Raw genomic sequence first — 24,906 nt, 5'->3', positions numbered from 1 at the left:
CAGCAGGGCTGTTGCGCGCCCGGACAGGGGAGCGGCCGGTCAGGAATGCGGCGCCGGCGTACCGCAGGCGGCGCAGAACTTCGCGGCCGCCAGGAGATCCGCGCCGCATCCCCGGCAGGCGGCGGGTTCGGCGGGGGCGAATCGGTGTCCACAGTTCACGCAGAAGTTCGCGCCGGGGGGATTGACCGTGGTGCACGCCGTACACGCCGGACCTGCCGCGCCGCGGCCCGCCGGTAGTTCGGCGGGCGCCGGGTTCGGGAGTTCCGGATATGCGGGTTCCGCTGCCGGATGGGCCTGCTGCCAGGGGGAACGGGGTGCGGTGGGAAGTTGCCCGGGAACCGGGGGGCTCGACTGCTGCAGCGCGTTGATCCCCAGCGCCGCACCCAGGAATCCGCCCTCGTGCCCGTGCCCGGTCGCCAGGCCGTGGCCCGCGCCCAGCGCCATCTCACCCGCCGCGTACTGCCGGAAGTCCCCGGCCAGCCGGATATAGGTGACATCCTTGGCCAGCCGTTTCAGCCGGTCGGAGTCCTCGGGGGCGAGGGTGATATCGAAGTTGCCCAGCCGGGGGAGCCGCAGGCCGTATTCGTAGAGGGTGGTGTTGGTCTGGTGCAGGACCGCCCGCTCGATATCGGGCAGGTGGCCGGACAGGCCCAGGACCGGCCATTCACCTCGGGAAACACCCTGGGTGACAGCGATTTTCATGGCCTTGAGCAGCAGATCCGCGCTCCAGGATTCGATTCCGGCCGGATCGTGCAGATCGGTGCTGCCCGCCAGCGAGGTGATCAGCTGTTGCGCGTCGCGTACGGTGACCGCGAACTCGCCGAACACACGCAACGTGACGATCTGCTCGCTCACCGGGTCGGCGATATCGGCGAGCCGTCCGCCGAATTTGATGCCCGCGAATTCACGGGTGGAGACGAAGTACAGCTCCGCGCGGTAGTAGTTGCCGCCGGAGAGGGTATCGACCAGGGCGCCGAGCAGCGGGAGCTCATCGGCGTCGATGCGGTGCCGGCCGGGGCCCAGCGTGCCCACCACATGGCCGGATTTCACGAACAGCGCCGTCTGGTCGGCGTTGACGATCGCGCGGGAGTACCGGCGGATGTTCACATCCGGCCACTTGTAGACGAGTTGCTGTTTGCCGGTTTCCGGTACGGCGATGAACTCGCGTTCGAACCAGGCCATCGGAGCGCTCCCTCATCGATTTGACCCATCCAGCGTAACGATATTCAGCGGCTCGATCAATCACTCATCCGCTGGTAGAGGGCGGGATTCGGCGAAAGTGCCTGGTTTCCACCGTGTTACGTCCAGCGGGCACCTATTGATTGTGCCGCTAACTAGCGGTACATTCATCGCAGACATGATCTGCGCCACTCGAAAGGCAATACGATGACCACTGTTCAACAGCCTCGGGGACAGGAGGCGCCGGCGGCGGACGGACTGCACGCCGAAGACGCGGGCTATCACAAATCGCTGCGTCCCCGGCAGCTCCAGATGATCGCCATCGGTGGCGCCATCGGAACCGGGCTCTTCCTCGGCGCCGGTAGCCGGCTGCACGATGCCGGCCCCGGTCTGTTCCTGGTCTACGGCATCTGTGGCATCTTCGTCTTCTTCATCCTGCGCGCCCTCGGCGAGCTGGTGCTGCACCGTCCCTCCTCCGGCTCGTTCGTGTCCTACGCGCGGGAGTTCTACGGTGAGAAGCTGGCCTTCGCGGTCGGCTGGATGTACTTCTTCCACTGGTGCATGACCGGCATCGTGGATATCACCGCGATCGCCACCTACGTGCACTTCTGGGGCGCGTTCGAAGTGATACCGCAGTGGACCATCGCGCTGATCGCGCTGGCCATCGTGGTCGCGATCAATATGATCTCGGTGAAATGGTTCGGTGAACTGGAGTTCTGGGCCGCGCTGATCAAGGTCGTCGCCCTGGTGAGCTTCCTGATCATCGGCACGATCTTCCTGGCCGGCCGCTTCGATATCGAGGGCCAGCCGACAGGTCTGAGCATTCTCTCCGACAACGGCGGCCTGTTCCCGACCGGATTCCTGCCGCTGGTCGTCGTCACCACCGGTGTCGTCTTCGCCTACGCCGCGGTGGAACTCGTCGGCACCGCGGCCGGTGAGGCGGAGAACCCCGAGAAGATCATGCCGCGCGCCATCAACTCGGTGATCGCCCGGATCGCGCTGTTCTACGTCGGCTCCCTGGTCCTGCTCGGCCTGCTGCTGCCGTACACCGCTTTCAAATCCGGTGAGAGCCCGTTCGTCACCTTCTTCTCCAAGATCGGTATCGACGGCGCCGGTTCGGTGATGAACCTGGTGGTGCTGACCGCCGCGTTCTCCAGCCTGAACGCCGGCCTCTACTCCACCGGCCGCATCCTGCGCTCGATGTCGATGAACGGCAGTGCCCCGACCATCGCGGGCCGGATGTCCAAGAGCGGCGTGCCCTACGTCGGAATCCTGGCCACCGGTGTGATCGCGCTGGCCGGTGTCGGACTGAACGCGGTGGTCCCCGAGCAGGCGTTCGAGATCGTGCTGAACGTATCGGCGCTGGGCACGATCTTCTCCTGGACCGCCATCGTCCTGTGCCAGCTCCAGCTGTGGAAGTGGGCGCGCGACGGCAAGGTGACCCGGCCGAAGTTCCGCCTGCCCGGCACCCCGTACACCAGCTACGCCACCCTGGTGTTCCTGGTCGGCGTGGTGCTGCTGATGCTGTTCAGCGAGGAGATCGAGCAGCGGGCCGCGGTGATCGCGATGCTCGTGATCGGAGTCCCGGCGCTGGTGGGCGGCTGGTTCCTGGCCCGCAAGCGGGTCGCCGAGCTCACCACCGCGCGGGCCGCCGTCGCGGCCGGGCCGGTCGAGTCCGGCGAACCGGCCGAGACCGTGCGGATTCTCGACGAACCCGAGGATCAGCGGTAGCCGACGCGGTCGTCAAGCGGGCTTCCCCGGGGTAGCACCCCGGGGAAGTCCGCGTTTCCCAGGGAAGGGAAACCCTCGGCTCCCGGTGCCCGGGCGGCAGGATCACAATGGACTCTCGGTTCACCGTGGGTTTGAGAGGTCGTGCATGCCAGAGCATCCCAGCTCGTCCGAGCGTCCGCTCCCGCCGCCGTGGTCCAAACGGCGGATCCGCGGGGCCGATATGCCCCGGCGGGCCGCGCACACCTGGTCGACCCGCCGCACCACCAGCAGTGAGAGTGCGCACCGCGCCGCGCCCGAATCGGATCTGACCCGGGCCGCCGACGAACTGCTCGCCGAATCCGCGTCGCCCGGCCCGCGCAGCGCCACCGATGCCGCGTCGCTGCCCAGCGTCTCGGGAGTTATCGTCCCCGTCACCGCCGGATCCGTTCCGGCCGTGGCCCCGCCGGACGCGGTCGCGCCGCCGGCACAACCGGACACCGCCCCCGAACCGCCCCCCGGCCTCACCGATTTCGATCGCGCGATCGCCGCCCTGACCGGCGACGATATCGCCCGGCTCAACAGCCTGGGCGGAGCCGACGACGATGACGACCTGGACGCCCTGCTGCTCGCCGACGACGAGGACGAACTCGGCGATCTGGACCCCTTCGCGGGTTTCGAGGACGAACCGGTCTCCGGCCGTAACGCCCGGTCCCGGCCGAGTGTGCGCCGGCTCGGCGCCGGACTGGTCGCCCTGCCGCGAGTGGATCCGGTGGACCCCGCGAGCGCGGTGCTCGCGGACCCGGTGGTGCCCGAACACAAGCGGTTCTGCTGGAAATGCCAGGCGCCCAACGGCCGTTCCGGACCGTCGGGCCCGGGCGCGGTGGCCGGGGAGTGCGAGCGCTGCGGTTCGGCCTACAACTATCTGCCGGCGCTGGCCGCGGGCGAGGTGGTCGCCGAACAGTACGTGGTCAAAGGCTGTCTGGCCCACGGCGGCCTGGGCTGGATCTACCTGGCCGTCGACACGAATGTCAGCGACCGCTGGGTGGTGCTCAAGGGGTTGCAGAACCCGCAGGATTTCGAGGCGCACGTGGTGGCGCTGGCCGAGCGGCAGTTCCTCTCCGAGATCACCCATCCCGGCGTTGTGAAGATCTACAACTTCGTCAAACACCGCTCCCATCGCGAAATCGCCGACGGCTATATCGTCATGGAGTACGTCGGCGGGCGTTCGCTGAAGAAGATGCTGGATATGACGGCCCCGGAACGTATTCCGGTGGCCGAGGCGCTGGCCTACACCATGGAGGTGCTGCCCGCCCTCGACTACCTGCACTCCTTCAACCTGGCCTACAACGATCTCAAGCCGGACAACATCATGGTCACCGACGACGAGGTCAAGCTCATCGATCTGGGCGCCGTGGCGGCGATGGAGTCCTACGGCAGTATCTACGGGACACCCGGCTACCAGGCTCCGGAGATCATCGAGACCGGCCCGACGGTGGCCTCGGATATCTACGCGGCGGGTCGTACGCTGGCCGCGCTGGTGCTGGACCTGCGCAAGGACGCCCAGGGCAACTATCGCCCGGACGCGCCGACCGCGGAGGACTATCCACTGCTGCGGCGGCATCCGTGCCTGCAGCGGCTGCTGGTCCGCGCCACCCATACCGATCCGGGCCGCCGGTTCCCGTCCGGCTACGCCATGTACTGCCAGCTCGCCGGGGTGCTGCGGATGGTGCTGGCCGCCGACTCCGGCCGCGAACACCCGCAGGCCTCGGTCGAATTCGGCTCGCTGCGCGGTGATTTCGGTATCGACACCCTGATCGGCCAGACCGACGGGATGGTCGACGGCGGCCATCGCAGCCTGGGACTCGACGCGGCGGCCGTGGTGGCCGCGCTCCCGGTCCCGCTGATCGACGCCGACGATCCCAGCCTCGAACTGCTGGCCCCGCTGTTGCACGGGGACGCGCGCCAGACCCTGGACTCGCTGCGCCAGACCTCCGAGCGCATCGCCGCGGGCACGATCGACGCGCCCGAGACCTTCGAGGTGGAAGGCGCGCTGGCCGCGATCCGCGCGCATCTGGACCTGGGTGATCTGGATACCGCGCTGGCCCTGCTCGACGCGCTGCGGCCGCGCGCGGTGACCGACTGGCGTATCGAATGGTTCTCCGGGGTGACCGCCCTGCTGAACGGGCGGTACGAGGACGCGTACCTGCACTTCGACGAAGTGCACACCATGCTGCCCGGGGAGATCGCGGCCGCGCTGGCCCTGGCGGCCACCGCCGAGCTGGTGCTGCAGTCGCTGTCGGATCCCGCCGACTCCGAGCGCTGGCACCTGGCCGCGACCGAGTTCTACCGGCTCGTCTGGCAGACCAACCACGGCGTGGTGAGCGCGGCCTTCGGCCTGGCGCGGCGCCTGGCCGCCGATGGGGAGCTGCTGCAGGCGGTACAGGTACTCGACGGCGTCCCGGATACCTCCCGTCATCACGGCACCGCGCGGATGACCGGCAGCCTGCTGCTGGTATCGCGGCCGCACCGTGAGATCACCGAGGTCGACCTGCTCGAGGCCGCCTCGCGGCTGGAACTCCCCGACGAGCCCAGAGCCCTGCAGATGCAGGTGGTCGTGGTGGGGGCGGCCCTGGAATGGCTGCGGTCGCGGTTGCGCCCGGCCGCGGCCGACACCACGCTGCTGGGCTACCCGCTGACGGTCGCGGGCCTGCGCGGGGGCCTGGAATCACGGTTGCGCGCCCTGGCGCGCACGGCCCCGGGCAAACTGCATCGCTACCGCCTGGTGGACCTGGCGAACAGCGTGCGCCCGCATACCCGGTGGTAGCGGGTCAGAGCTGCCCGGTCGCCCGGCGCCGATGCAGGACCGCGGGCAGCAGCGGCGCGGAGACCAGCACGATCACCAGGAGCAGCAGCCACAGCCACCCCCCGAACACGAGAGCGAGAATCAGCGCGAAAACGGCCGCGATCCCGGCCATGACGGCGAACCCGGCCGCGGGATCGGCCGCCGGCGGCGGGGCGGCCGGAGCGGGCGCGGCCGGAAGATCGGTGAACAGCGAGGCGAGTTCGGGGGTGGTGGTGGCGGCCGTCGCGGCCGCCGATCGTTGTTCGTAATCGGTGAGTGTCAACCGGCCTGCCCCCAGATGCTCGGCGAGTTCTCGTAGCGCCCGATCGCGCTCCGTGACGGTGATCCGTGCCCCCGGTAACTCACTCATACCCGCAGCATAGGACGGTTTCCGGGGTCCGGGCCGGGCCGGTGTTCGCCACTGCCGGGAAGCCCCGGCGCCCCGCTGTGGACCCGATTCCCAGATATGGGGAGTAATTACGCTGACCTTGGAGATCCGGCGGCAGAGGAGTTGTGTATGACGACCGTGACTCGGCATCGGCGTCCGGCCGCCGAGGCCTGGGACTGGCAGTTGTCCGGCTCCTGCCGCGGACTGGAGTCCACGGTGTTCTTCCATCCGGAGGGCGAACGGGGCCGGGCCCGGGCCGCGCGGGTGCGGCGGGCCAAGCAGATCTGCGATTCCTGCCCGGTCCTGGACCGGTGCCGCAACTACGCGCTGGCCGTGGGGGAACCCTACGGTGTCTGGGGCGGTATGTCCGAGGACGAGCGTCGCACCCATACCGAACGTGCCACCGTTTCGCGATCGACGAATTAGCAAATCTCGCACCAACTTGCGCTGAATCGGACGTTTCGGTCGTGTCCGCCGCCGGTCGCGACCCCCGCCGTGTGGTTTCCTTGATATATGGCTGCTGGTGACGAGTACACGATCGATGAACTGGCGCGCGCTGCCGGTACGACCGTGCGCAGCCTGCGGGTTTATCACGAACGGGGGGTTCTGCCCCCACCGCAGGTCAAGGGGAGGACGGGCTACTACAGCCCGGAGCATCTCAACAGGGTGCGAACGATCAGCCGGTTACTGGATCGGGGGATCAAACTCAACGGGATCAAAGAACTGCTCAACGCCTGGGACCGGGGCGACGACCTCGGGGACATCCTGGGTGTCGGCTCGTTGCTCAGCGGTTTGGAACCGGGTGAACCGCCGGCCGGCGAACCGGTCGCGGCCGGGGATACGATTCCGGCCACCGAGCTGCAGGAACGCTATGCGTCGGTGCCCAACGGCCTGGCGCGTATCGTCGCCGCCGGTTTGTACGAGCCGGTGGATGCCGTCACCTATCGGCCCGCCGACCGGCAGCTCGTGCGCATGGCCGACCAGCTGGCCGCCGCCGGTGTCCCGGACGCCGAGGTACTGGGCGAGCTCGAGCGGATGCGGGCCGACTGTGACCGGATGGCGCGCCGGTTCGTCGACCTCTTCCACCGCACCGCCTGGCAGAAGTACCGGGAATCCGAGCGCAGTTCGGCGGATCTGGCCGAGCTGACCGGTCAGCTGCAGCTGGCCCGGACGCTGCCCGGTAAGGCCGCGGCCGAGCTGGTCAACCGGTTCGTCGCGCACTACATCGAAAGCGACAGCGAACTGTCCGAGGTCGCCACCGAGGGCTGAGGCCCCGCATCGCGCGGGTTGCCCGCTGTGGGAAGTCACGATCGGATATTTCGCCGGATAACGGTACATTCGATGGCGGCTCTTCCACCGGCCCCTGAATGCCCGGTGAATTCCTACCTAAGTAGGTTTATCGCCCATTACCGATGCGCGGCGCCCGGTTCGGATGCAGAATCTGCTCCTTGGTACCTGACGCGGTAGATGAGGCTGGGCATGGGAAGCGTGACACTCTGGATGCAGATCTCACTCGACGGATTCGCCGAGGGGCCGGACGAGGCGGTGCACTGGCCGGTGGTCGACGAGGAGATCTGCACCGAGTACCTCGATGAACTCCGGCGGGCCGATGTGCTGCTGTGCGGCCGGAAAACCTACGACATCATGGCGGCCTTCTGGCCCACCGCCGATCTGACGCCCGTCTCCCCGTTCTATGTCGAGTTCGCCCGGTTCTGGCGGGCGGCGCCGAAACTGGTCGTCTCCCGGACCCTGCGCGATCCGTCCTGGAACACCCAGGTGATCGGACCCGACCTGGTGGAGGAGGTGACCCGCCGCAAGGCCGCGGGCCAGAACATGGTGCTGCTCGGCGGGGTCGAGACGGCGGCGGCCTTCCTCGAACACGATCTGGTCGACGAGTTCCGGCTCTTCGTCCACCCGCTGCTACTCGGCGGCGGTGTGCCGCTGTTCCGCTCGCCGGTCGACACGACCGGTCTGCGGCTGCTGGACGTGCTGACATTCGACAGCGCCGTGGTCCAGATGCACTACCGGCAGACCGCGCACGCCTTGTGCTGAGCGGTACCGGGATTCGGGAAACCGGTGCGTCCGGAAACTCCGCCGCCGGACGGTGAATGAACGGGTTCACCCGACGGCTGTCGGTGACGTGCACTAATTTACGTTCCTATGGCGGTGATCTACCCGGACGGTGCGGCACCCGCCGCGCCCCCGGCCGAGTTCTTCGGCCGGGACCGGGAACTCGTGCGCCTCCAGGACCTGCTGCGACCTGGGCGGGCGCGCCTGGTCACCCTGGTCGGGCCCGGCGGGATCGGCAAGACCCGCCTCGCGGCCGAGGCCCTGCGCCGGGCGCAACGTGACGATCCGGCCCGGCCGGTCTACTGGGCGCGGCTGGCCGAACTCGAACACGATTGCGACGAATCCCCCGAAAGTGTGCTGCGGTCGGTGGTCCGCACCGATATCAGCGATCCCAGCGCCCCGGATGTGGCCACCGGCGCCTCCGCGGCGGTGGTCGCCGACCGGGCGATCCTGGTGCTGGACAACTGCGAACATGTGCTCGCCTCGGTGAGCCGGGTCGTGATCGACCTGCTCGCCACCACCGCGGGCCTGACCATCCTCGCCACCAGCCGCGAACCCATCGGCTGGGCCGACGAATACATCCTCACCGTGCCGCCGCTCTCGCCCTTCGAGGCGCTGGAACTGTTCCGGCAGCGGGCCGAACTCACCGGCCGGCCGGTGCCGGACGAACCGGCCCAGCTCGCGGTCGTACGGCGGATCTGCCGCCGGGTCGAGCACAGTCCGCTGCTGATCCGGCTGGCCGCGGCGCGGTTGCGGCACCGGCCGCCGGCGATGCTGCTGACCGAACTCACCGGCGATGCCGACGACCAGCGGATGCGCTGGTCGCACGGCGACCGGTCGGGAACCGAGCGGCGCCACCGCGGGGTGTTCGATGTGATCGCCTGGTCGTTCGACCTGTGCGATACCGAGGAACAGTTGCTGCTGGCACGCCTGTCGGTGTTCGCCGCCGGGTACGAGACCGACGGTGTGGAACCGCAGCGCAACGGCGTCGAATTCGCCGCCGTCGTCGCGGTGTGCGCCGACGAGCGCCTGCCCGAATCGCGGCTGGCTCCGCTGCTGGAGCGGCTGGCCGAGCGCTCCCTGGTCTCGACCTTCCGCACCGCGACGACCGTGCGCTGGTACCTGGTCGAGAGCGTGCGGCTGTTCGCGGCGGACCGGTTGCGGGCCGATCCCGGCGAGGCGGCCCGCCTCGCCGGACGGCACCGCCGCTACCACCGGGATCGAGTGGTCGCGGCCCGGACGCTCTGGTTCGGGCCGGGGGAGCAGTCCTGGATCGATTGGGCGCGCACCTCGTGGGACGACATCCTCATCGGAATCGAGTCCGGGCTCACCGATCCGGACGAGGCGCTCATCGGGCTGGAGACGGCGTCGGTCCTGCTGTCGGTATGGGTGCCGTTCGCCAACGGCGGCAGCCGGATCCTGATCCGGCTCACCGAAGCGGCACTGGAGGTCACCCGGGAGACCGCGTCCGGGGCGACCCGGCATCACATCCGGGCGACGGCGCTGCTCGGCTGGTACCACCTGTGGCAGGGCGCGGACGAACGCGCCGCCCGGTTGCTCGACGAATGCGTGGCCGGCTGCCTTCCCGGCGGTATCGCCGGCGGTTCCTGGCGGGACTCGCCCGAGACCGATACCGGTCTGCCGGCCTCGGTCGAATGGATCTGGGGATTGGAACTCATGCTGTTCCGCCGGGATCCGCGAGCGATCCGGGTCCTCGAGCGCGCCGGGCACAAGTTCACCGCGATGGGCGACCGGGTCGGCGTGGAACGCGGCTCGGTATTCGCCGCGCTGGCGGCGTCGATGCTCGGCGAACCGGCCGAGGCCGACCGGATGACCCGGCGCCATCTGGATCGTGCGCTGGCCTCGGAATCGGCATTGTCCGCGCATTGGGCCCGGGTGGCCCGGGCGCTGGCGCTGGCCCGGTCCGACCGGCCCGCCGCCGCCCTGGAACCGGCGCGGGAGGTGCTGTCGGGTCCGTGCGCGGTTCGCGACACCTGGATGACGTCGTGGTCGGTGGCAGTGTGCATGGTGGTGCTGACCCAGGTGCTGGCGGGCGATCCGGCCGCGGTGGGCGCGGTGACCGGGTTGCGGGTGCGGGCCACCGAGCTCGCCTGGCTGACCGGTGTTTTCCGGGCCTGCCATCACTCCATGGGGGTGTGCGTCGAGCGGGTGCCGATGATGGTGCTGGGAGTGCGGCGCGCGACCGAGGTGGCCGCCGCGATCATCGGTCCGGCGGAATTCGCCGCCGCCCAGGAGCGCGGCGGCGAATTCCGGCCGGGAACCGGTGTGGTCGAGCGGTATCTGCGGGACCGCTGGCCGATGCGGGAGGCCGAGCTCTTCCCGCCGGCCGCCGGAGGCACGTCACGCTGGGATGCCCTGTCCCCGGCCGAACGCGAGGTCGCGCTGCTGGCCGCCGCGGGGTGGCCGAACAGCGCTATCGCCGAACGCCGGAAGAGTTCGGTGCGGACCGTGGACGCGCAGGTCGCGAGTATCCGGCAGAAGCTGCTGATCTCCTCCCGCCGGGATATCGCGGGCCATGTCCCGGCGGAACTGGCCGATGCGGTCGGGGCGGAACGCGCGTCCACCACCGGTAACCGGCGGTACCGGCGGCGGACGGCGGGGTAGCCCGGCCGCGGGGATTACCGGCAGGCGTAGAAGAACGGCTTGTAGGCGCAGACGTCGTAGTAGCTGCCGTTGCCCTCGTAGGTCTCGCTGCGGTTGGCCGGGATCGCGTGCACCGGTTCGCTGCGGTTGCTCGGATCGCTGGGGAGGCTGTGGGTGTCGTTGTACGTGCCGTTACCCGGGTGGCTGTCGCCGCGGGTGCTGTGGCCGACGTCGGCGGAGGCCATCTGGGGGGCCAGGGCGGCCGGGGCCACGGCGAGGGCGCCGACGAGGGCGGCGGCCGCGGCGAACTTCTTGGCCAGGGCGTGGGTGCGGGTGATGGTCATGGTGGGCTCCGTTCCGTTCGGTTCGGCGGCTAGAACTTCTACGGCGGATCAATGTCTGTGGGTCCGTAGTTCTATGTGCCGCTATGTAACGGTACGGTACACGAGTGTTCGTATTCGGGCGGTTTGGTTTTTCTCCGTGGTGGGAATAGTTGAAATCAGCGCGGTTCGATTGCCCGACCGCCGCGGTGGTCCGTGAATGCCCAGGTAGTGGGCTTCTGTCCGGTCGTCACCGCGATCGGTCACCGGGGCGATTGCCCGGCAGGGCGGTCACACGCAAGGTCCCGGAGCGCACCGCGCACCGGGACCTTCCCGCTGAGTGTTGGTTTGTTCGGATGGGTCGGCCGCCGAAGGTCAGGCGGGCCAGCTCCAGTTCGCGATCTCCGGGATGTCCTCACCGTGGGCCCGGGTCCAGGTCCGGGCCCGCAGCCGCGCGTCCACCATCTCCTGGCGCAGCCCCGCCGCCTGCTGACCCAGCGCGGGCACCCGGTCGATCACATCCATCACCAGGTGATACCGGTCGAGGTCGTTGAGCATGACCATATCGAAGGGGGTGGTGGTGGTCCCGCGCTCCTTGTAGCCCCGGACGTGCATTCCGGCGTGATTGGTTCGGCGATAGGTCAGCCGGTGCACCAGCCACGGATAGCCGTGGAAGGCGAAGATCACCGGCGACTCGCGGGTGAACAAGGTGTCGAATTCGCTGTCGGGCAGACCGTGCGGATGTTCGTCGGCCGGTAGCAGCCGCATCAGATCCACCACATTCACCACCCGGACACGCAGCCACGGCAGTTGCTCCCGCAGGATGGCCGCCGCGGCCAGTGTTTCCAGCGTCGGGACGTCGCCGGCGCAGGCGAGCACCACATCCGGCGTGGTGGCCGGTTCGTCACGGTTACCGGCCCAGCCCCAGATACCGATCCCGCGCGCGCAGTGCAGGGCGGCCTCGGTGGCCGGGAGCCAGTCCGCCTGCGGCTGCTTACCCGCCACCACGACATTGACGTAGTGCCGCGACCGCAGACAGTGGTCGTAGACCGAGAGCAGCGTATTGGCGTCCGGCGGCAGATACACCCGCACGATTTCGGGCTTCTTGTTCAGGACCACATCGAGGAATCCGGGATCCTGATGGGTGAACCCGTTGTGGTCCTGGCGCCACACATGCGAGGACAGCAGATAGTTCAGGCTCGCCAGCGGCCGCCGCCACGGCACCTCGGCGCTGGCGTCGAGCCATTTGGCGTGCTGATTGAACATGGCGTCGACGATGTGGACGAAGGCCTCGTAGCAGGTGAAGACCCCGTGCCGGCCGGTGAGCAGGTACCCCTCCAGCAGGCCCTGGCACATATGCTCCGACAGCACCTCCACCACCCGGCCGGCGCGATCGAGTTTCTCGTCGTGGACACCGATCTCGGCCTGCCAGTTCCGGCCGGTGACCTCGAGGATGTCCTGCAGCCGGTTGCTCGCGAGTTCGTCGGGGGCGAAGGTCAGGAAGTTGTCCGGATTGCGCGCGGTGACCTCGCGCAGCCAGCCGCCCAGTACCCGGGTCGCCTCGTGCGCGGTGCGGCCCGGCCCGGGAACCTCCACCGCGTATTCGCGCCAGTCGGGCAGCCGCAGATCGCGTACCTGTTCGCCGCCGTTGGCCACCGGGTTGGCGCTCATCCGGCGGATACCGAGCGGGACCAGCTCCAGCAGTTCCGAGACCGGCGCACCGGATTCGTCGAACAACTCCTCGGGCCGGTAGGAGCGCAGCCACTGCTCGAGTACCGAGCGGTGCGCGGCATCGTCGCGGGCGGCGGGCAGCGGAACCTGATGGGCCCGGAAGGTGCCCTCCACCGGCTTACCGTCCACCCGCGGTGGGCCGGTCCACCCCTTCGGGGTACGCAGCACGATCATCGGCCAGTGCGGACGGCTGGTATCGCTGCCGTCCCGGGCGGCCCGCTGGATCTGCGCGATCCGCTCCAGGCAGGCGTCCATCGCCGCGGCCATGTCCTGGTGCACCTGCGCGGGCTCGCGACCCGCGACGATCAGCGGTTCGTATCCGTTGCCCCGCAACAGCGAAACCAGCTCGGACTCCGGAATCCGGGCCAGCAGGGTCGGATTCGCGATCTTGTACTCGTTGAGGGCGAGGATCGGGAGCACCGCGCCGTCGCGGGCCGGATTCAGGAATTTGTTGGCATGCCAGCTGCCCGCCAGCGGGCCGGTCTCCGCCTCGCCGTCCCCGACCACGCAGAACACCGTCAGCTCCGGATGATCCAGCGCCGCGCCGAACGCGTGCAGCAGGGAATAGCCCAATTCGCCGCCCTCGTGGAACGAACCGGGCGTCTCCGGGGCGCAGTGACTGGGCACCCCGCCGGGGAAGGAGAACTGGGCGAACAGCGCCCGCATCCCCTCACCGTCGCGCGGGATATGGCTGTACAGCTCCGAATAGGTGCCCTCCAGCCAGGCGCAGGCATTGGGGCCCGGGCCGCCGTGACCCGGCCCGGCCACGAACACCGCGTCCAGGTCGCGCGCCAGGATCGCCCGGTTCGCGTGCACCCAGGCGAGATTCAGCCCGGGAACGGTGCCGAAATGGCCGAGCAGCCGCGGTTTGATGTGCTCCGGCGCCAGCGGTTCGCGCACCAGCGGGTTCCCCATCAGATAGATCTGCCCCACCGACAGATAGTTGGCGGCCCGCCACCACGCGTCCAGTGATTCGAGTTCGTCGGGATCCAGCGGGCCCGTCGCCGCCGCGGACAGGACATAGGGCCGGGGTGCGAGGGATTCGCCGCCCCCCGCTTCCACATTGTCGGCGCCCGTATCCCCGCCGCCGTTCGCCAACTGCGTCATACGCCGAACCTCCTGGAGGTCGTATCGCAACAGCCGCCCCACCCACCGAGTGCGGTATTGCCACCACGATAGCTGGAGGTGTGCCGCGACGTGCCGTGTTCGGTGCCCGTGAACGGCGGCGTTGCCCTCGAATCGCTCTCGCGCGGCGGCATACCCACCCCGCGACCCGGTAATCGGCCCGCCTGCGCACCGCCGGGCCCGGCGCGGTGCCGCGCCGGGCGGCGGATTAGGGTCCCCGCATGCAGACAATCGGCAGGATCATCGCCGTCGCCGCGGTCGGCGCGGCCGCGCTCGGCCTCACCGGGTGCGGCTCGGACGACAGCTCCGAGAGCAGCACCCCGACCACCACCGCGGCCGCCCCGGCGACCGCCCCCGCCCAGGCCGGGCCCACCACCTCGAAGGGGCGGGAATGCGGCGCGGACGATATCGGCGTCACCGGCGGATACGGCGAGGTCCCGCAGATCACCCTCCCCGACGACTGTGACCCGCCGAAACAGCTGATCGTCAAGGATCTGGTCCCCGGCACCGGCCCGGGCGCCGCCGCCGGCCAGCAGCTGACCATGAACTACGCCCTGGTCACGTGGTCGGACGGCCAGACCCTCGACTCATCGTTCGAGCGCGGTGAGCCCTTCGAGCTGACCCTCGGCTCGGGCATGGTGATCCCCGGCTGGGAGCAGGGTCTGGAAGGTATGCAGCAGGGTGCCCGCCGGTTGCTGATCATCCCGCCGGAGCTGGGCTACGGCGCCGGCGGTAACGGCGTGAAGCCGAACGAGACGCTCGTCTTCGTCACCGACCGGCTGTAATACCGCCACCGGCCTGCAGCGCGGGCGGGCCGGTCAACTACCCTGGTCGGGATGCGTATCCCGGGCGCGTGAAACCGCAGGTGCTCGCCGCTTCGGACGGTACGCCGAGGGCGCGTACCCGCGTGCCGTCGCCGACCACGCGCCATCATCCGGTGACCAGCACGTATACGTGCGGGGCCGGTGAGAACACGAACCGACGAGAAACAAGGAGCATGTCCGTGAAGAGCACCGTCGAGCAGCTGAGCCCGACCCGGGTCCGGATCAATGTCGAGGTGCCCTTCGAGGAGCTGAAGCCGGACTTCGATCGCGCCTACAAGGCCCTGGCCAAGCAGGTGCGCATTCCCGGCTTCCGTCCGGGGAAGGCGCCGGCCAAGCTGCTCGAGGCGCGCCTGGGCCGCGGCGCGGTGCTGGAGCAGGTCGTCAACGACGCGCTGCCCGGTCGCTACAGCGAGGCCGTCACCACCTCCGAGGTGAAGGTGATCGGCCAGCCGGAGATCGAGATCACCAAGATCGAGGACGGCGCGGAGCTGGCCTTCACCGCCGAGGTCGATGTCCGCCCGGAGATCACCCTGCCCGAGGACTACAGCACCATCGCGGTGACCGTAGACGCGATCGAGATCACCGACGCCGATATCGACGAGCAGCTGCAGTCGCTGCGGCAGCGTTTCGGCACCCTCACCGGTGTCGAGCGCGCCGTGCAGGACGGCGATTTCGTCTCCATCGACCTGTCGGCCACCGTCGGCGGCGAGGAGGTCCCGGAGGCCGCGACCACCGGGCTGTCGCACGAGGTCGGTTCGGGCCAGCTCATCGAAGGCCTCGACGAGACCCTGATCGGGATGTCGGCCGGTGAGTCCAAGGAGTTCACCTCCACCCTGGTCGCCGGTGAGCACGCCGGGCAGGAAGCGACCATCACCGTCACCCTCGGTTCGGTGAAGGAACGCGAACTGCCCGAGGCCGATGACGAATTCGCCCAGCTCGCCAGTGAATTCGACACGATCGACGAGCTGAAGACCGATCTGCGCGCCCGCGTCGAGCGGGTCAAGAAGGTCACCCAGGCCGGCGAGATCCGCGACAAGGTCCTCGAGCAGCTGCTCGATACCGTCGAGGTGCCGCTGCCCGAGGCCGTGGTGAAGGCCGAGATCGACGCTGTCGAGCACGACGCCGTGCACGGTTTCGATCACGACGAGGCCAAGTTCGCCGAGGCGCTCGAGGCCCAGGGCTCCAGCCGGGAAGAGTTCGACGCCGACACCAAGGAAGCCGCGGAGAAGTCGGTGAAGACCCAGCTGCTGCTGGACGCCGTCGCCGAGGCCGAGGGCACCCAGGTCGGCCAGGAAGAGCTCACCGAGCGGATCCTGTTCCAGGCCCAGCGCTACGGTATGGCCCCCGAGCAGTTCATCCAGCAGGTCCAGCAGGCCGGTCAGCTCGGCGCCGTCTTCGCCGACGTCCGCCGCGGCAAGGCCCTGGCGGAGGTAGTGCTCCAGGTGACCGTCACCGACTCCGAGGGCAACACCGTCGACACCGACGAGATGTTCGGCACCAAGGCCGACGAAGACGCCGACGCCACCACCGAGGAAGCCACCACCGAGGCGGAGTAACCCCTCGCGGGGAGCGCGCAGAGGAGCCCTGGGACCTGAGGCGGTGTTGGCCATCCGGAGACAGCAGACGAACGACAGCTGTCCTCGGTATGCCCACACCCCGAGGCCCGGGGCTTCTGTCGGCTCCGGCCGGCCGCATCCGGTCATCGGGGCCCGCCCCGGAGTCGGAGCGACCGAGCGAGGAAGCGCAGCGACATCCCGCGTTCATCCGTATGGTCAGCATGCGAGGTTCGGGGCCCGTCTCGGTTCTGGAGCGACGGAGCGAGGGAGCGCAGCGACTGAGCGCAGGAGTGAAGAACCGAGACACAAGGGGGCCCCGAACCCCCGCGCCGCCGGAGGCGGCGCCATAGATATTGCGCTCTGAGCGAATCGGGGTGGTACCGGAAGATCGGTGCCGCCCTGTTTCGTTAGTGTTTGTGACAGCAACGAGCCGGCGAAGAGAAGGCAGGTATCCGTGACAATCAACAAAGCCGAGGTCATGACAGCTCCGACCGCTGGGCTCAATCTCAGTGATTCGGTGTACGAGCGCCTGCTGCGTGAGCGCATCATCTTTCTCGGCACCCAGGTCGACGATGACATCGCGAACAAGATCTGCGCGCAGATCCTGCTGCTGTCGGCCGAGGACCCGACCAAAGATATTTCGCTCTACATCAACTCGCCGGGCGGCTCGGTGAACGCCGGTATGGCCATCTACGACACCATGCAGTACGCGGAATGCGATATCGCCACCACCGCGATGGGGCTGGCGGCCTCGATGGGGCAGTTCCTGCTGACCGCCGGCGCGCCCGGCAAGCGTTTCGCGCTGCCGCACACCCGGATCATGATGCATCAGCCGTCGGCCGGTATCGGCGGTTCGGCCGCGGATATCGCGATCATGGCCGAGCAGTTCGCCTACACCAAGCGTGAGCTGAACGAGTTGCAGGCACAGCACACCGGTAAGCCGGTGGAGCAGATCAATGCCGACGCCGACCGCGACCGCTGGTTCACTCCCGAGCAGGCGCTGGAGTACGGCTTCATCGACCGTGTGATCAGCAATGCCCGTCAGGCGGGCGGCACGGGCAGCAACTAGGGCGTCGCCGCGAACGCGGACCGGTTGCGGTTCGATTCGCGAATCCGTCCGGCGGAAAGCTCACTCACAGACTTGGAGACGAATATGGCCAACCCGATCGATCCTCGCGGCCTGGGCGGTGTCGCCCCGGCGGGTCCGCAGTCGCGCTACATCCTGCCGTCGTTCATCGAGCATTCGAGTTTCGGCGTCAAGGAGTCCAACCCGTACAACAAACTGTTCGAGGAGCGCATCATCTTCCTCGGTGTACAGGTGGACGACGCCTCGGCGAACGACATCATGGCGCAGCTGCTGGTGCTCGAATCGCTGGATCCCGACCGCGACATCACCATGTACATCAATTCGCCCGGTGGTTCGTTCACCTCGCTGATGGCGATCTACGACACCATGCAGTACGTGCGCGCCGATGTCGCGACCGTCTGCCTCGGGCAGGCCGCGTCGGCGGCGGCGGTGCTGCTGGCGGCGGGTACACCGGGTAAGCGGGCCTGCCTGCCGAACGCGCGGGTGCTGATCCATCAGCCCTCGGTCGAGGGCGGCATCCAGGGTCAGGTGTCGGATCTGGAGATCCAGGCGGCCGAGATCGAGCGGATGCGCCGTCTGATGGAGACCACGCTGGCCCGGCATACGGGTAAGGAGGCGGACACCATCCGCAAGGACACCGATCGCGACAAGATCCTGACGGCCGAGGAGGCCAAGGAGTACGGGATCATCGATACGGTGTTCGACTACCGCAAGCTCAGCGCCCAGAAGTAGGGTGCGTCCGGGTCCGGCGGCCGCGCGAGCGCGGTACGCCGGACCGGCCGGGGTGGGCCTGCGGCCTATTCGGATACCGGGGCGCGTCGCCCGACACGCCCCATTCGGCGCGGCGCGCGAAAAAAGGCACCGCGACGAGGTATCCGCGTGAATCCCCGCACAACCGCGACGAGAAACCTGCCCGAGTTGTCGACCTCCATCGCGCACACCGGGTACGGTCAAACACAGGGACCTTTGTTCCCGGTTGACAGCACCGCCCACAGATCCGGGTGAAACCGCCGGATTCGCTCCACCTCAGGCGGCGGCCGGCTGACAGCTGGACGGATGGTTGCACGCGAACAAGGAAGTAGGGACCCACGAGATGGCGCGCATCGGCGACGGCGGCGATCTGCTGAAATGCTCGTTCTGCGGAAAGAGCCAGAAGCAGGTCAAGAAGCTCATTGCGGGACCAGGGGTGTACATCTGCGACGAGTGCATCGATCTGTGCAACGAGATCATTGAGGAAGAGCTGGCGGAGTCGAGCGAGGTCAAACTCGACGAGTTGCCCAAACCCGCGGAGATCCGGGATTTCCTGGAGAATTACGTGATCGGGCAGGACACCGCCAAACGCACCCTCGCGGTCGCCGTGTACAACCATTACAAGCGTATTCAGGCCGGGGACAAGGGCCGTGATGCGCGCGGGGAGAGCGTCGAGTTGGCGAAGTCCAATATTCTGATGCTCGGTCCCACCGGTTGCGGTAAGACCTATCTCGCACAGACTCTGGCGAAAATGCTGAACGTTCCGTTCGCGATCGCCGATGCCACCGCGCTCACCGAGGCCGGTTATGTGGGTGAGGATGTCGAGAACATTCTCCTCAAACTCATCCAGGCCGCCGATTACGACGTGAAGCGCGCGGAGACCGGGATCATCTATATCGACGAGGTCGACAAGATCGCCCGTAAGAGCGAGAACCCGTCGATCACCCGTGATGTCTCCGGGGAGGGTGTGCAGCAGGCCCTGCTGAAGATCCTGGAGGGTACGCAGGCCAGCGTGCCGCCGCAGGGCGGGCGTAAGCATCCGCATCAGGAGTTCATCCAGATCGATACGACCAACGTCCTGTTCATCGTGGCGGGTGCGTTCGCGGGTCTGGAGAAGATCATCTCCGATCGGACGGGGCACCGCGGAATCGGTTTCGGCGCCGAGGTCCGGTCCAAGGCCGAGATCGACACCACGGATCATTTCTCCGAGGTGATGCCGGAGGATCTGATCAAGTTCGGTTTGATTCCCGAGTTCATCGGGCGTCTGCCGGTGGTGGCGTCGGTGACCAACCTGGACAAGGATTCCCTGGTGAAGATCCTGTCCGAGCCGAAGAACGCGCTGGTCAAGCAGTACATCCGGCTTTTCGAGATGGACGGGGTGGATCTGGAGTTCACCCGGGACGCGCTCGAGGCCGTGGCCGATCAGGCGATTCTGCGGGGCACCGGTGCGCGCGGGCTGCGCGCCATCATGGAAGAGGTGCTGCAGCAGGTCATGTTCGATATCCCGAGCCGCGACGATGTGGCCAAGGTCGTGGTCGACGCGGATACCGTGAACGACAATGTGCTGCCCACCATCGTGCCGCGTAAGCGGGAGCGCCCGGAGCGCCGGGACAAATCCGCCTGACGGCACTCGCAATCGTTCCGATGCCGGATCGGGGCATTTCCGGATCCGGCCCGCAGTACTCTCGGTGACCACCCGGCATTCGTGCGATGTAGGAGCAGGTCATGGCGATGCAGCGACGATACGCACCCACACGGACGACCCGTGTGGGTGCTTTCGTATCGGTGCTCGGCGCCGCGGTGGTGGCGGCGACGCTCGCCGCGCCTCCGGCCGGCGCGACCGTGCGCCAGGTGAGTGTGGCACCCGATATGAACGCCGGCATCCGGACCAACTACGGCACCGGCTGCACCTATACCGTGCGGGCCTGGCTGAGCGAGGCGGTGTCACCGGTGACGTTCTTCGACAACGGGGTCCCGTTCCTGACCGTTCCGCCTCTCGGGGGTGGGCTGGCGCTGGCGCACTGGGTGCCAGGGTACGAGGGTGATCACACGCTGTCGGCGGTGCAGGCCGGCGGTGACGGCGGGGCGCCCGGTGTGCGGGTCTTCGTCGGGCGCGGCGAGCATATCGGCTACGCCTGCTGGGTCATCTGAGGTCAGGCCCAGGGCACCCGGCAGGAGTCGGTGCTGAACCCTTGAGCCGTGATGCCGAGGGCGTGGTTGCCGCGGGCGCGGGAGTTCTCCAGCGCGATCTGATAGGTCAGTTCGACCACGCCCGGCCGGCCGAATCGGCGTTCGAGATCGGCGACCTGCTCGTCGGTGACCGTCATCGGGGTGGCGGTCATGGCGTCGGCGTAGGCGATGGCGGCGCGTTCGTCGTCGGTGTAGTGCGGGGAGGTCTCGTAATCGGCGATGTGCTGGAGTCGGTCGATATCCAGGCCGTCCAGGCGCTGCAGCATGGTGCCGAAATCGACGCACCACGAGCAGCCGACGGTCCAGGCCGTGCGGTACACCGCGATCTCGCGGATATTCGCGGGCAGTTTCCGGGAGACGCGCTCGACGAGAAGTTCGTGGACACCGTTGGCGACCATGATGCCCTGGTGGTGGGCGGCGACCGCGAACGGTTCGGGGACTTCGCCCATCCTCCGGCGGGCGAACCAGTACATCACCCGGGCCAGCGGTCCGGCGTCCTGCGGTGCGACTGCGGGGATGCGGGTTGTGCTCATCGGTGCTCCTCGTGCCGGTGGTTATCGGTCTACAAGGGGGACGAGGCGGCGGCGCCCGGCGTGACGCGTCGGGACCGGCAGCGTGACGTGCTCCACACGTCCGGCGCGGAATCGGGTTGTGGCGCCCGGGACGCCCACGATCTCGGCCCGACGCAGCCGGGACTTGTGGGCAGGTACCGGCTGCGTGATGGGGGCCAGGGCCGGTCGTGGGCGACCCGGGCAAGCGATGCGGACGGCTCAGCGCAGTCGAGTCGCCGCACCGCCGCTCATTCGGGTTCGACCGACATATCGTCGGCGCCCCAGTAGGCGCGCATCCGGATGATCCGGCCTTCGTCGTCGAACTCCATGGCATCGATCGGGCTCAGCGTCATGCGCTGCCCGCCGGCCCGGGTGACCAGGGTGAAGACGAAGGCGGCATGGCGTCCGGCGATGCGGACGGTTTCCGGGGCGAGGCTGGTCTCCCGATCCAGGCTCGCGATCACGTTGTAGAACTCGCGGATGGCGTCGTGGCCCTGTTTCGGCTCGGTGCCGATGGGATCCTCGACGATGGCGTCCGGAGCGTAGAGAGCGACGATCTCCTCGGTCGGACCCGAGCCGACCAGTTTCACATACTGCTCGACCACATCGCGGATCTCGCGTGCCATCACCACTCCTACCGAAATGAAACGTGTTCTAGGTCCGGCAGCGTAGCAGTTGTGTCGGGATTCGTCAGTGGAAACGCGGTGCGCGACCTCGGGCCCGGTAGCGGCCTCCGCCTCGTTGTCAATGGAAAACTGCAGGTGGACGCGGTTGCCGCTGCCGACGGGCGGGTATCGCCGCTGACTCCCTCGATTCGCCGTTGAATCGCCGCCGTGCAGAGTATGCGTCTGCCCGGATTGTCGGTATGCCGGCTGTGAGTGTTACGTGTTCCAGTATTGGATCGCGCAGAATTCCCGATCACCTGCGGGCGTTTCCGTGGCCCGCGGCGCGGTCATCAGTGAGAAATCATTGCTATGACTGCAGGTCCGGCCGGTGTGTCTGCGGTTCGGTGTCGGTATTGTGATGTTGAATCGACCCGATCAACCAGATGTTCGAGCGACAAGTGGAAGCGGAGGAAATATGGCACTGCCAACGATGACCGCGGAACAACGCACGGAGGCTCTGGCCAAAGCGGCGGCGGTGCGCAAGGCGCGCTCCGAACTGATCGGTCAGGTCAAGGACGGCAAAGTGTCCGTCGCCGACCTGCTGCGCAAGGCCGACAGCGACGAACTGGTCAAGAAGACCAAGGTGGTCGCCGTGATCAAGGCACTGCCGGGCGTCGGCCCGGTGAAGGCCGCCAAGCTGATGGATCAGGCGGATATCCCGGAGGATCGCCGTATCGGCGGCCTGGGTGCCCGGCAGCGCGCCGCGTTGCTGGAGGCGCTGGCCAACTGAGGAGTAGGGAGCGTCCGGCGCCGGACGCTCCGAACTCCGGTCGCGGGCCGAGCCGGTCGTCTCGAAACGACCGGCATGGCCTGGGCGGGAGCGGGGGAAGGGGTGGTTACTGTGGCGGTATGGCCGTTCGTGACGAAATCGAATCGTTCCTGGACGAGTACCAGTCCACGCTGAGCAATTACGACGCGGAACGCGCCGCGTCGCTGTGGGGGACACCGGGCACCATCGTCGGAGACGAATTCGTCGGCGCCCTGCATTCACGCGAGGATATGGCCCAGGGACTGGCCCAGGCGTATCCGGTGTATCAGATGCTCGGGCTGGCCCGCGTCGATCACACGGTCGTCGAACTGGCCGAATTGACTCCCGCGCTGGTCCGGGTCCGGGTGCGCTGGCATTTCTTCGACGGTGACGACACACTGCTCACCGATAGCGATTATGAATATGTGCTGCGCCGTGATGACGAGGGGTGGCGCGCCTACGTCGCGATCGACATCGACGCCGCGGAGAAACTGTCCCGGCTGGCCGCGGAGAAGGGGGTCCGGCTGCCGGGAATGTGACCGTTCTCGGGGTCGGCCGGATTCACGACCCGCTGTCACAGCGTTCGGCCAGCAGCGCCGCGACGCCGTCGAGAATCCGGTCGATGCCGAATTCGAGGGCGGCGTCCTGGCCGGGAGCGCCCGCCGCCGGGGGTTCCGAGAGTGCGGCGAGGACGGCGGGGAAGCGATCACCGGCCAGGTCCAGGGAGGCGGCGATGCCCTGGGCGAAGATCTTCTCGTTACCGCCGGGGCTCATCAACTGCTGGGCCAGGCTGCGCACGTGGCCGTTGAGAACGACCAGGGTGTCCAGGCGTTCCGGCCCGGTCAGGGCGGTGCCGGCCAGGGTCCGCAGGGCGAGATCCATCCAGCCGAGTTCGCAGGGGCCGATCGGCCGCGCACCGGTCAGCAATTCCATGGCCCAGGGGTGGCGCCGGTAGCGCTCGAAGGTGAGCAGCGCCCAGGACCGCAGACCGGACCGCCACCCGGCCGCCTCGTCGATAACCGATTCCGGTGGTGGCCCGAGTGCTGCCTCGAGCATCAGCGCGGTCAGTTCCGATTTGCCCGGTAGATGGCGGTACAGCGACATCTTCGTATAGCCGAGCCGTTCGGCCAGGCGCTGCATGGAGAGCCCGGCCAGGCCTTCGGCGTCGGCCAGCTCGATCGCCTCGGTGACGATCGCGGCGCGTGTGAGCGTGGGTTTAGGGCCCCGGGTGGGTCGCCGGTCGATCCCCCAGAGCAGCTCCAGTGCGGTCGGGGTCGCCATCGCGGGCCCTTTCGAAAAGTTGTTGACGTGCCACTGTGTCTACCATACGCTGATCGGCGTCCGACGGAAACAGTTTACGTCGGACGCAAATTGGAAACGGAGTACGTCATGCAGAACCGCACCGTTCTCGTATCCGGCGCGAGCATCGCCGGTCCCGCGATCGCCTACTGGCTCGACCGCTACGGCTTCGAGGTCACCGTGGTCGAACGCGCACCCGCCCTGCGCCCGGGTGGGCAGGCCGTCGACTTCAAAGGATCCGTGCAGCGCACGGTGCTCGAGCGTATGGGCGTCTACGAGGAGATCCGGCGGCGCAGTACCGGGGCCACCGATATGGTCATCATGGATACCGAAGGCCGGGAGCGGGCGCGCATATCCGGCGATTTCACCGGCGGTGATATCGAAATCCTGCGCGGCGATCTCGCCGAGATCCTCCACGGGCTCACCGCCCGGCGCTGTACCTATCTGTTCGGCGATTCGGTCAGCGCGCTGCGGGAGACCGACGGCGGTGTCGAGGTCGAATTCGAACACGGTCCGGCGCGCCGGTTCGACCTGGTGATCGGTGCCGACGGTATCCATTCGCGGGTGCGCCGCCTGGTCTTCGGGCCGGAAGCCGAATTCGTACAGCATCGCGGGTACTACTACGCGATCGCCGGGGAACCGCCGGCGAATGAGCGCGCGGACGGTCCGCGCCGCGGAATCGCCTATGCCTACAGCGCCCCGGGCCGGCTCGCGGTACGGGGCGGCCCGAAGGCGCAGCACATGTACCTGTTCGCGGCACCCGAGACCGGGTTCGCCGACGATGCCGCGAAGCGTCGCCTGCTGGTCGACCGATTCACCGGAATGGCCGGGGCGGTACCCGAGATGCTCGCCGAACTCGCGGACTACGACGATGTCTACCTGGACGCGCTGGCCCGGGTGCGCATGCCCGCCTACACCTCGGGGCGGGTGGCGCTGGTCGGCGACAGCGCGTACGGGAATACGCTGGCCGGGTTCGGAACCGGTCTGGCGCTGGTGGGGGCCTATGTGCTGGCCGGTGAACTCGCCGCGGCCGCGGGCGATCACAGCACGGCGTTCGCTCGCTACGAGCGAATCATGCGCCGGTACGCGAAACTCGGCGGCAGCAGCAGCCCGGGGCCGTTCCTGGCGCCGAAAACCGCGTGGGGCCTGCGATTGCGGAACTGGTTCCTGGGGTCGCGGTGGTTCGGCCTGATGGACAAGTTCGCCGGAGACGCCAAGGACGATATCGAGCTCACCGACTATGCCGCGGTCGCGCCGCGATAGCGGC

Annotated in this window: 22 protein-coding genes; 15 read left to right on the top strand and 7 right to left on the bottom strand. The window is 68.2% G+C overall.

Going from position 1 to position 24,906, the window contains the following annotated elements; genetic code table 11:
- Window positions 1-39: 39 nt before the first annotated feature.
- The gene (locus tag ACZ6SF_RS27310) at window positions 40-1,182 is read right to left on the bottom strand and encodes an SPFH domain-containing protein (protein WP_466065747.1); all 1,143 of its coding nucleotides are present in this window, start codon (window positions 1,180-1,182) and stop codon (window positions 40-42) included.
- Window positions 1,183-1,386: 204 nt separating this feature from the next.
- Here ACZ6SF_RS27310 and ACZ6SF_RS27305 point away from each other — a divergent pair, with 204 nt between their 5' ends.
- Both ACZ6SF_RS27305 and ACZ6SF_RS27300 read left to right on the top strand, forming a co-directional pair.
- Window positions 1,387-2,910 carry an amino acid permease gene (locus ACZ6SF_RS27305; protein ID WP_466065745.1) on the top strand — a complete coding sequence of 508 codons (1,524 nt, stop codon included), beginning with the start codon at window positions 1,387-1,389 and terminating at the stop codon, window positions 2,908-2,910.
- A gap of 145 nt (window positions 2,911-3,055) precedes the next feature.
- On the top strand, window positions 3,056-5,713 hold the full coding sequence (locus tag ACZ6SF_RS27300; protein WP_466065743.1) for a serine/threonine-protein kinase: 2,658 nt from the start codon (window positions 3,056-3,058) through the stop codon (window positions 5,711-5,713).
- Window positions 5,714-5,717: 4 nt separating this feature from the next.
- Here ACZ6SF_RS27300 and ACZ6SF_RS27295 read toward each other — a convergent pair whose 3' ends face one another.
- Window positions 5,718-6,101: a DUF1707 SHOCT-like domain-containing protein gene (locus ACZ6SF_RS27295; protein ID WP_466065741.1), complete on the bottom strand. Its 384-nt coding sequence runs from the start codon at window positions 6,099-6,101 to the stop codon at window positions 5,718-5,720.
- A gap of 147 nt (window positions 6,102-6,248) precedes the next feature.
- Between ACZ6SF_RS27295 and ACZ6SF_RS27290 the strand changes: the two genes are divergently transcribed.
- The 4 genes from ACZ6SF_RS27290 (at window position 6,249) to ACZ6SF_RS27275 (ending at window position 10,814) form a co-directional block, all read left to right on the top strand.
- Complete coding sequence (locus ACZ6SF_RS27290; protein ID WP_466065740.1) at window positions 6,249-6,545, top strand: WhiB family transcriptional regulator; 297 nt, start codon at window positions 6,249-6,251, stop codon at window positions 6,543-6,545.
- An 87-nt stretch (window positions 6,546-6,632) separates the two neighbouring features.
- Window positions 6,633-7,388, top strand: coding sequence for a MerR family transcriptional regulator (locus tag ACZ6SF_RS27285; protein ID WP_466065738.1), 756 nt, complete (start codon window positions 6,633-6,635; stop codon window positions 7,386-7,388).
- 210 nt (window positions 7,389-7,598) lie between these two features.
- Window positions 7,599-8,171 (top strand): dihydrofolate reductase family protein, encoded by a 573-nt coding sequence (locus tag ACZ6SF_RS27280; RefSeq protein ID WP_466065736.1) that lies wholly within the window; start codon window positions 7,599-7,601, stop codon window positions 8,169-8,171.
- 108 nt (window positions 8,172-8,279) lie between these two features.
- Window positions 8,280-10,814: an ATP-binding protein gene (locus tag ACZ6SF_RS27275; protein WP_466065734.1), complete on the top strand. Its 2,535-nt coding sequence runs from the start codon at window positions 8,280-8,282 to the stop codon at window positions 10,812-10,814.
- Window positions 10,815-10,828: 14 nt separating this feature from the next.
- On the opposite strand, the gene ACZ6SF_RS27270 is transcribed toward ACZ6SF_RS27275, so the two are convergent.
- Complete coding sequence (locus ACZ6SF_RS27270; RefSeq protein WP_466065732.1) at window positions 10,829-11,137, bottom strand: hypothetical protein; 309 nt, start codon at window positions 11,135-11,137, stop codon at window positions 10,829-10,831.
- Between the two features lie 351 nt (window positions 11,138-11,488).
- Window positions 11,489-13,951: a phosphoketolase family protein gene (locus tag ACZ6SF_RS27265; protein WP_466065730.1), complete on the bottom strand. Its 2,463-nt coding sequence runs from the start codon at window positions 13,949-13,951 to the stop codon at window positions 11,489-11,491.
- A gap of 239 nt (window positions 13,952-14,190) precedes the next feature.
- On the opposite strand from ACZ6SF_RS27265, the gene ACZ6SF_RS27260 reads away from it, so the two are divergent.
- The 6 genes from ACZ6SF_RS27260 (at window position 14,191) to ACZ6SF_RS27235 (ending at window position 20,337) form a co-directional block, all read left to right on the top strand.
- Window positions 14,191-14,754: an FKBP-type peptidyl-prolyl cis-trans isomerase gene (locus ACZ6SF_RS27260; RefSeq protein WP_466065728.1), complete on the top strand. Its 564-nt coding sequence runs from the start codon at window positions 14,191-14,193 to the stop codon at window positions 14,752-14,754.
- Between the two features lie 218 nt (window positions 14,755-14,972).
- Entirely contained in the window at window positions 14,973-16,349 is a 1,377-nt protein-coding gene (tig, locus tag ACZ6SF_RS27255; RefSeq protein ID WP_466065726.1) for a trigger factor, read from the top strand.
- 478 nt (window positions 16,350-16,827) lie between these two features.
- Window positions 16,828-17,418 (top strand): ATP-dependent Clp protease proteolytic subunit, encoded by a 591-nt coding sequence (locus ACZ6SF_RS27250; protein ID WP_466066161.1) that lies wholly within the window; start codon window positions 16,828-16,830, stop codon window positions 17,416-17,418.
- A gap of 84 nt (window positions 17,419-17,502) precedes the next feature.
- Window positions 17,503-18,168 (top strand): ATP-dependent Clp protease proteolytic subunit, encoded by a 666-nt coding sequence (locus ACZ6SF_RS27245; RefSeq protein ID WP_466065724.1) that lies wholly within the window; start codon window positions 17,503-17,505, stop codon window positions 18,166-18,168.
- 361 nt (window positions 18,169-18,529) lie between these two features.
- The gene (clpX, locus tag ACZ6SF_RS27240; protein WP_058856531.1) at window positions 18,530-19,810 is read left to right on the top strand and encodes an ATP-dependent Clp protease ATP-binding subunit ClpX; all 1,281 of its coding nucleotides are present in this window, start codon (window positions 18,530-18,532) and stop codon (window positions 19,808-19,810) included.
- Between the two features lie 143 nt (window positions 19,811-19,953).
- A complete protein-coding gene (locus ACZ6SF_RS27235) occupies window positions 19,954-20,337 on the top strand; it encodes a hypothetical protein (protein WP_466065722.1) in 384 nt (127 codons plus the stop codon).
- A gap of 2 nt (window positions 20,338-20,339) precedes the next feature.
- On the opposite strand, the gene ACZ6SF_RS27230 is transcribed toward ACZ6SF_RS27235, so the two are convergent.
- A complete protein-coding gene (locus ACZ6SF_RS27230) occupies window positions 20,340-20,909 on the bottom strand; it encodes a carboxymuconolactone decarboxylase family protein (RefSeq protein ID WP_466065721.1) in 570 nt (189 codons plus the stop codon).
- A 266-nt stretch (window positions 20,910-21,175) separates the two neighbouring features.
- A complete protein-coding gene (locus ACZ6SF_RS27225; protein ID WP_466065719.1) occupies window positions 21,176-21,553 on the bottom strand; it encodes a nuclear transport factor 2 family protein in 378 nt (125 codons plus the stop codon).
- 454 nt (window positions 21,554-22,007) lie between these two features.
- On the opposite strand from ACZ6SF_RS27225, the gene mihF reads away from it, so the two are divergent.
- Window positions 22,008-22,322, top strand: coding sequence for an integration host factor, actinobacterial type (gene mihF / locus ACZ6SF_RS27220; RefSeq protein ID WP_030523251.1), 315 nt, complete (start codon window positions 22,008-22,010; stop codon window positions 22,320-22,322).
- A gap of 119 nt (window positions 22,323-22,441) precedes the next feature.
- On the top strand, window positions 22,442-22,879 hold the full coding sequence (locus tag ACZ6SF_RS27215) for a nuclear transport factor 2 family protein (protein ID WP_466065717.1): 438 nt from the start codon (window positions 22,442-22,444) through the stop codon (window positions 22,877-22,879).
- Window positions 22,880-22,901: 22 nt separating this feature from the next.
- On the opposite strand, the gene ACZ6SF_RS27210 is transcribed toward ACZ6SF_RS27215, so the two are convergent.
- Complete coding sequence (locus ACZ6SF_RS27210; protein ID WP_466065715.1) at window positions 22,902-23,621, bottom strand: TetR/AcrR family transcriptional regulator; 720 nt, start codon at window positions 23,619-23,621, stop codon at window positions 22,902-22,904.
- Window positions 23,622-23,729: 108 nt separating this feature from the next.
- Here ACZ6SF_RS27210 and ACZ6SF_RS27205 point away from each other — a divergent pair, with 108 nt between their 5' ends.
- A complete protein-coding gene (locus tag ACZ6SF_RS27205; RefSeq protein ID WP_466065714.1) occupies window positions 23,730-24,902 on the top strand; it encodes an FAD-dependent monooxygenase in 1,173 nt (390 codons plus the stop codon).
- Window positions 24,903-24,906 lie beyond the last annotated feature (4 nt).

It is taken from the genome of Nocardia sp. NPDC049935 (assembly GCF_055586645.1).
This window is presented reverse-complemented; position numbering and strand designations above follow the sequence as displayed.

Bases quoted from the DNA above. Each gene is read 5' to 3' on its own strand.
- ACZ6SF_RS27310 (WP_466065747.1), bottom strand. From the start codon at position 1,182: ATGGCCTGGTTCGAACGCGAGTTCATCGCCGTACCGGAAACCGGCAAA.
- ACZ6SF_RS27305 (WP_466065745.1), top strand. From the start codon at position 1,387: ATGACCACTGTTCAACAGCCTCGGGGACAGGAGGCGCCGGCGGCGGAC.
- ACZ6SF_RS27300 (WP_466065743.1), top strand. From the start codon at position 3,056: ATGCCAGAGCATCCCAGCTCGTCCGAGCGTCCGCTCCCGCCGCCGTGG.
- ACZ6SF_RS27295 (WP_466065741.1), bottom strand. From the start codon at position 6,101: ATGAGTGAGTTACCGGGGGCACGGATCACCGTCACGGAGCGCGATCGG.
- ACZ6SF_RS27290 (WP_466065740.1), top strand. From the start codon at position 6,249: ATGACGACCGTGACTCGGCATCGGCGTCCGGCCGCCGAGGCCTGGGAC.
- ACZ6SF_RS27285 (WP_466065738.1), top strand. From the start codon at position 6,633: ATGGCTGCTGGTGACGAGTACACGATCGATGAACTGGCGCGCGCTGCC.
- ACZ6SF_RS27280 (WP_466065736.1), top strand. From the start codon at position 7,599: ATGGGAAGCGTGACACTCTGGATGCAGATCTCACTCGACGGATTCGCC.
- ACZ6SF_RS27275 (WP_466065734.1), top strand. From the start codon at position 8,280: ATGGCGGTGATCTACCCGGACGGTGCGGCACCCGCCGCGCCCCCGGCC.
- ACZ6SF_RS27270 (WP_466065732.1), bottom strand. From the start codon at position 11,137: ATGACCATCACCCGCACCCACGCCCTGGCCAAGAAGTTCGCCGCGGCC.
- ACZ6SF_RS27265 (WP_466065730.1), bottom strand. From the start codon at position 13,951: ATGACGCAGTTGGCGAACGGCGGCGGGGATACGGGCGCCGACAATGTG.
- ACZ6SF_RS27260 (WP_466065728.1), top strand. From the start codon at position 14,191: ATGCAGACAATCGGCAGGATCATCGCCGTCGCCGCGGTCGGCGCGGCC.
- ACZ6SF_RS27250 (WP_466066161.1), top strand. From the start codon at position 16,828: ATGACAGCTCCGACCGCTGGGCTCAATCTCAGTGATTCGGTGTACGAG.
- ACZ6SF_RS27245 (WP_466065724.1), top strand. From the start codon at position 17,503: ATGGCCAACCCGATCGATCCTCGCGGCCTGGGCGGTGTCGCCCCGGCG.
- clpX (WP_058856531.1), top strand. From the start codon at position 18,530: ATGGCGCGCATCGGCGACGGCGGCGATCTGCTGAAATGCTCGTTCTGC.
- ACZ6SF_RS27230 (WP_466065721.1), bottom strand. From the start codon at position 20,909: ATGAGCACAACCCGCATCCCCGCAGTCGCACCGCAGGACGCCGGACCG.
- ACZ6SF_RS27225 (WP_466065719.1), bottom strand. From the start codon at position 21,553: ATGGCACGCGAGATCCGCGATGTGGTCGAGCAGTATGTGAAACTGGTC.
- mihF (WP_030523251.1), top strand. From the start codon at position 22,008: ATGGCACTGCCAACGATGACCGCGGAACAACGCACGGAGGCTCTGGCC.
- ACZ6SF_RS27215 (WP_466065717.1), top strand. From the start codon at position 22,442: ATGGCCGTTCGTGACGAAATCGAATCGTTCCTGGACGAGTACCAGTCC.
- ACZ6SF_RS27210 (WP_466065715.1), bottom strand. From the start codon at position 23,621: ATGGCGACCCCGACCGCACTGGAGCTGCTCTGGGGGATCGACCGGCGA.
- ACZ6SF_RS27205 (WP_466065714.1), top strand. From the start codon at position 23,730: ATGCAGAACCGCACCGTTCTCGTATCCGGCGCGAGCATCGCCGGTCCC.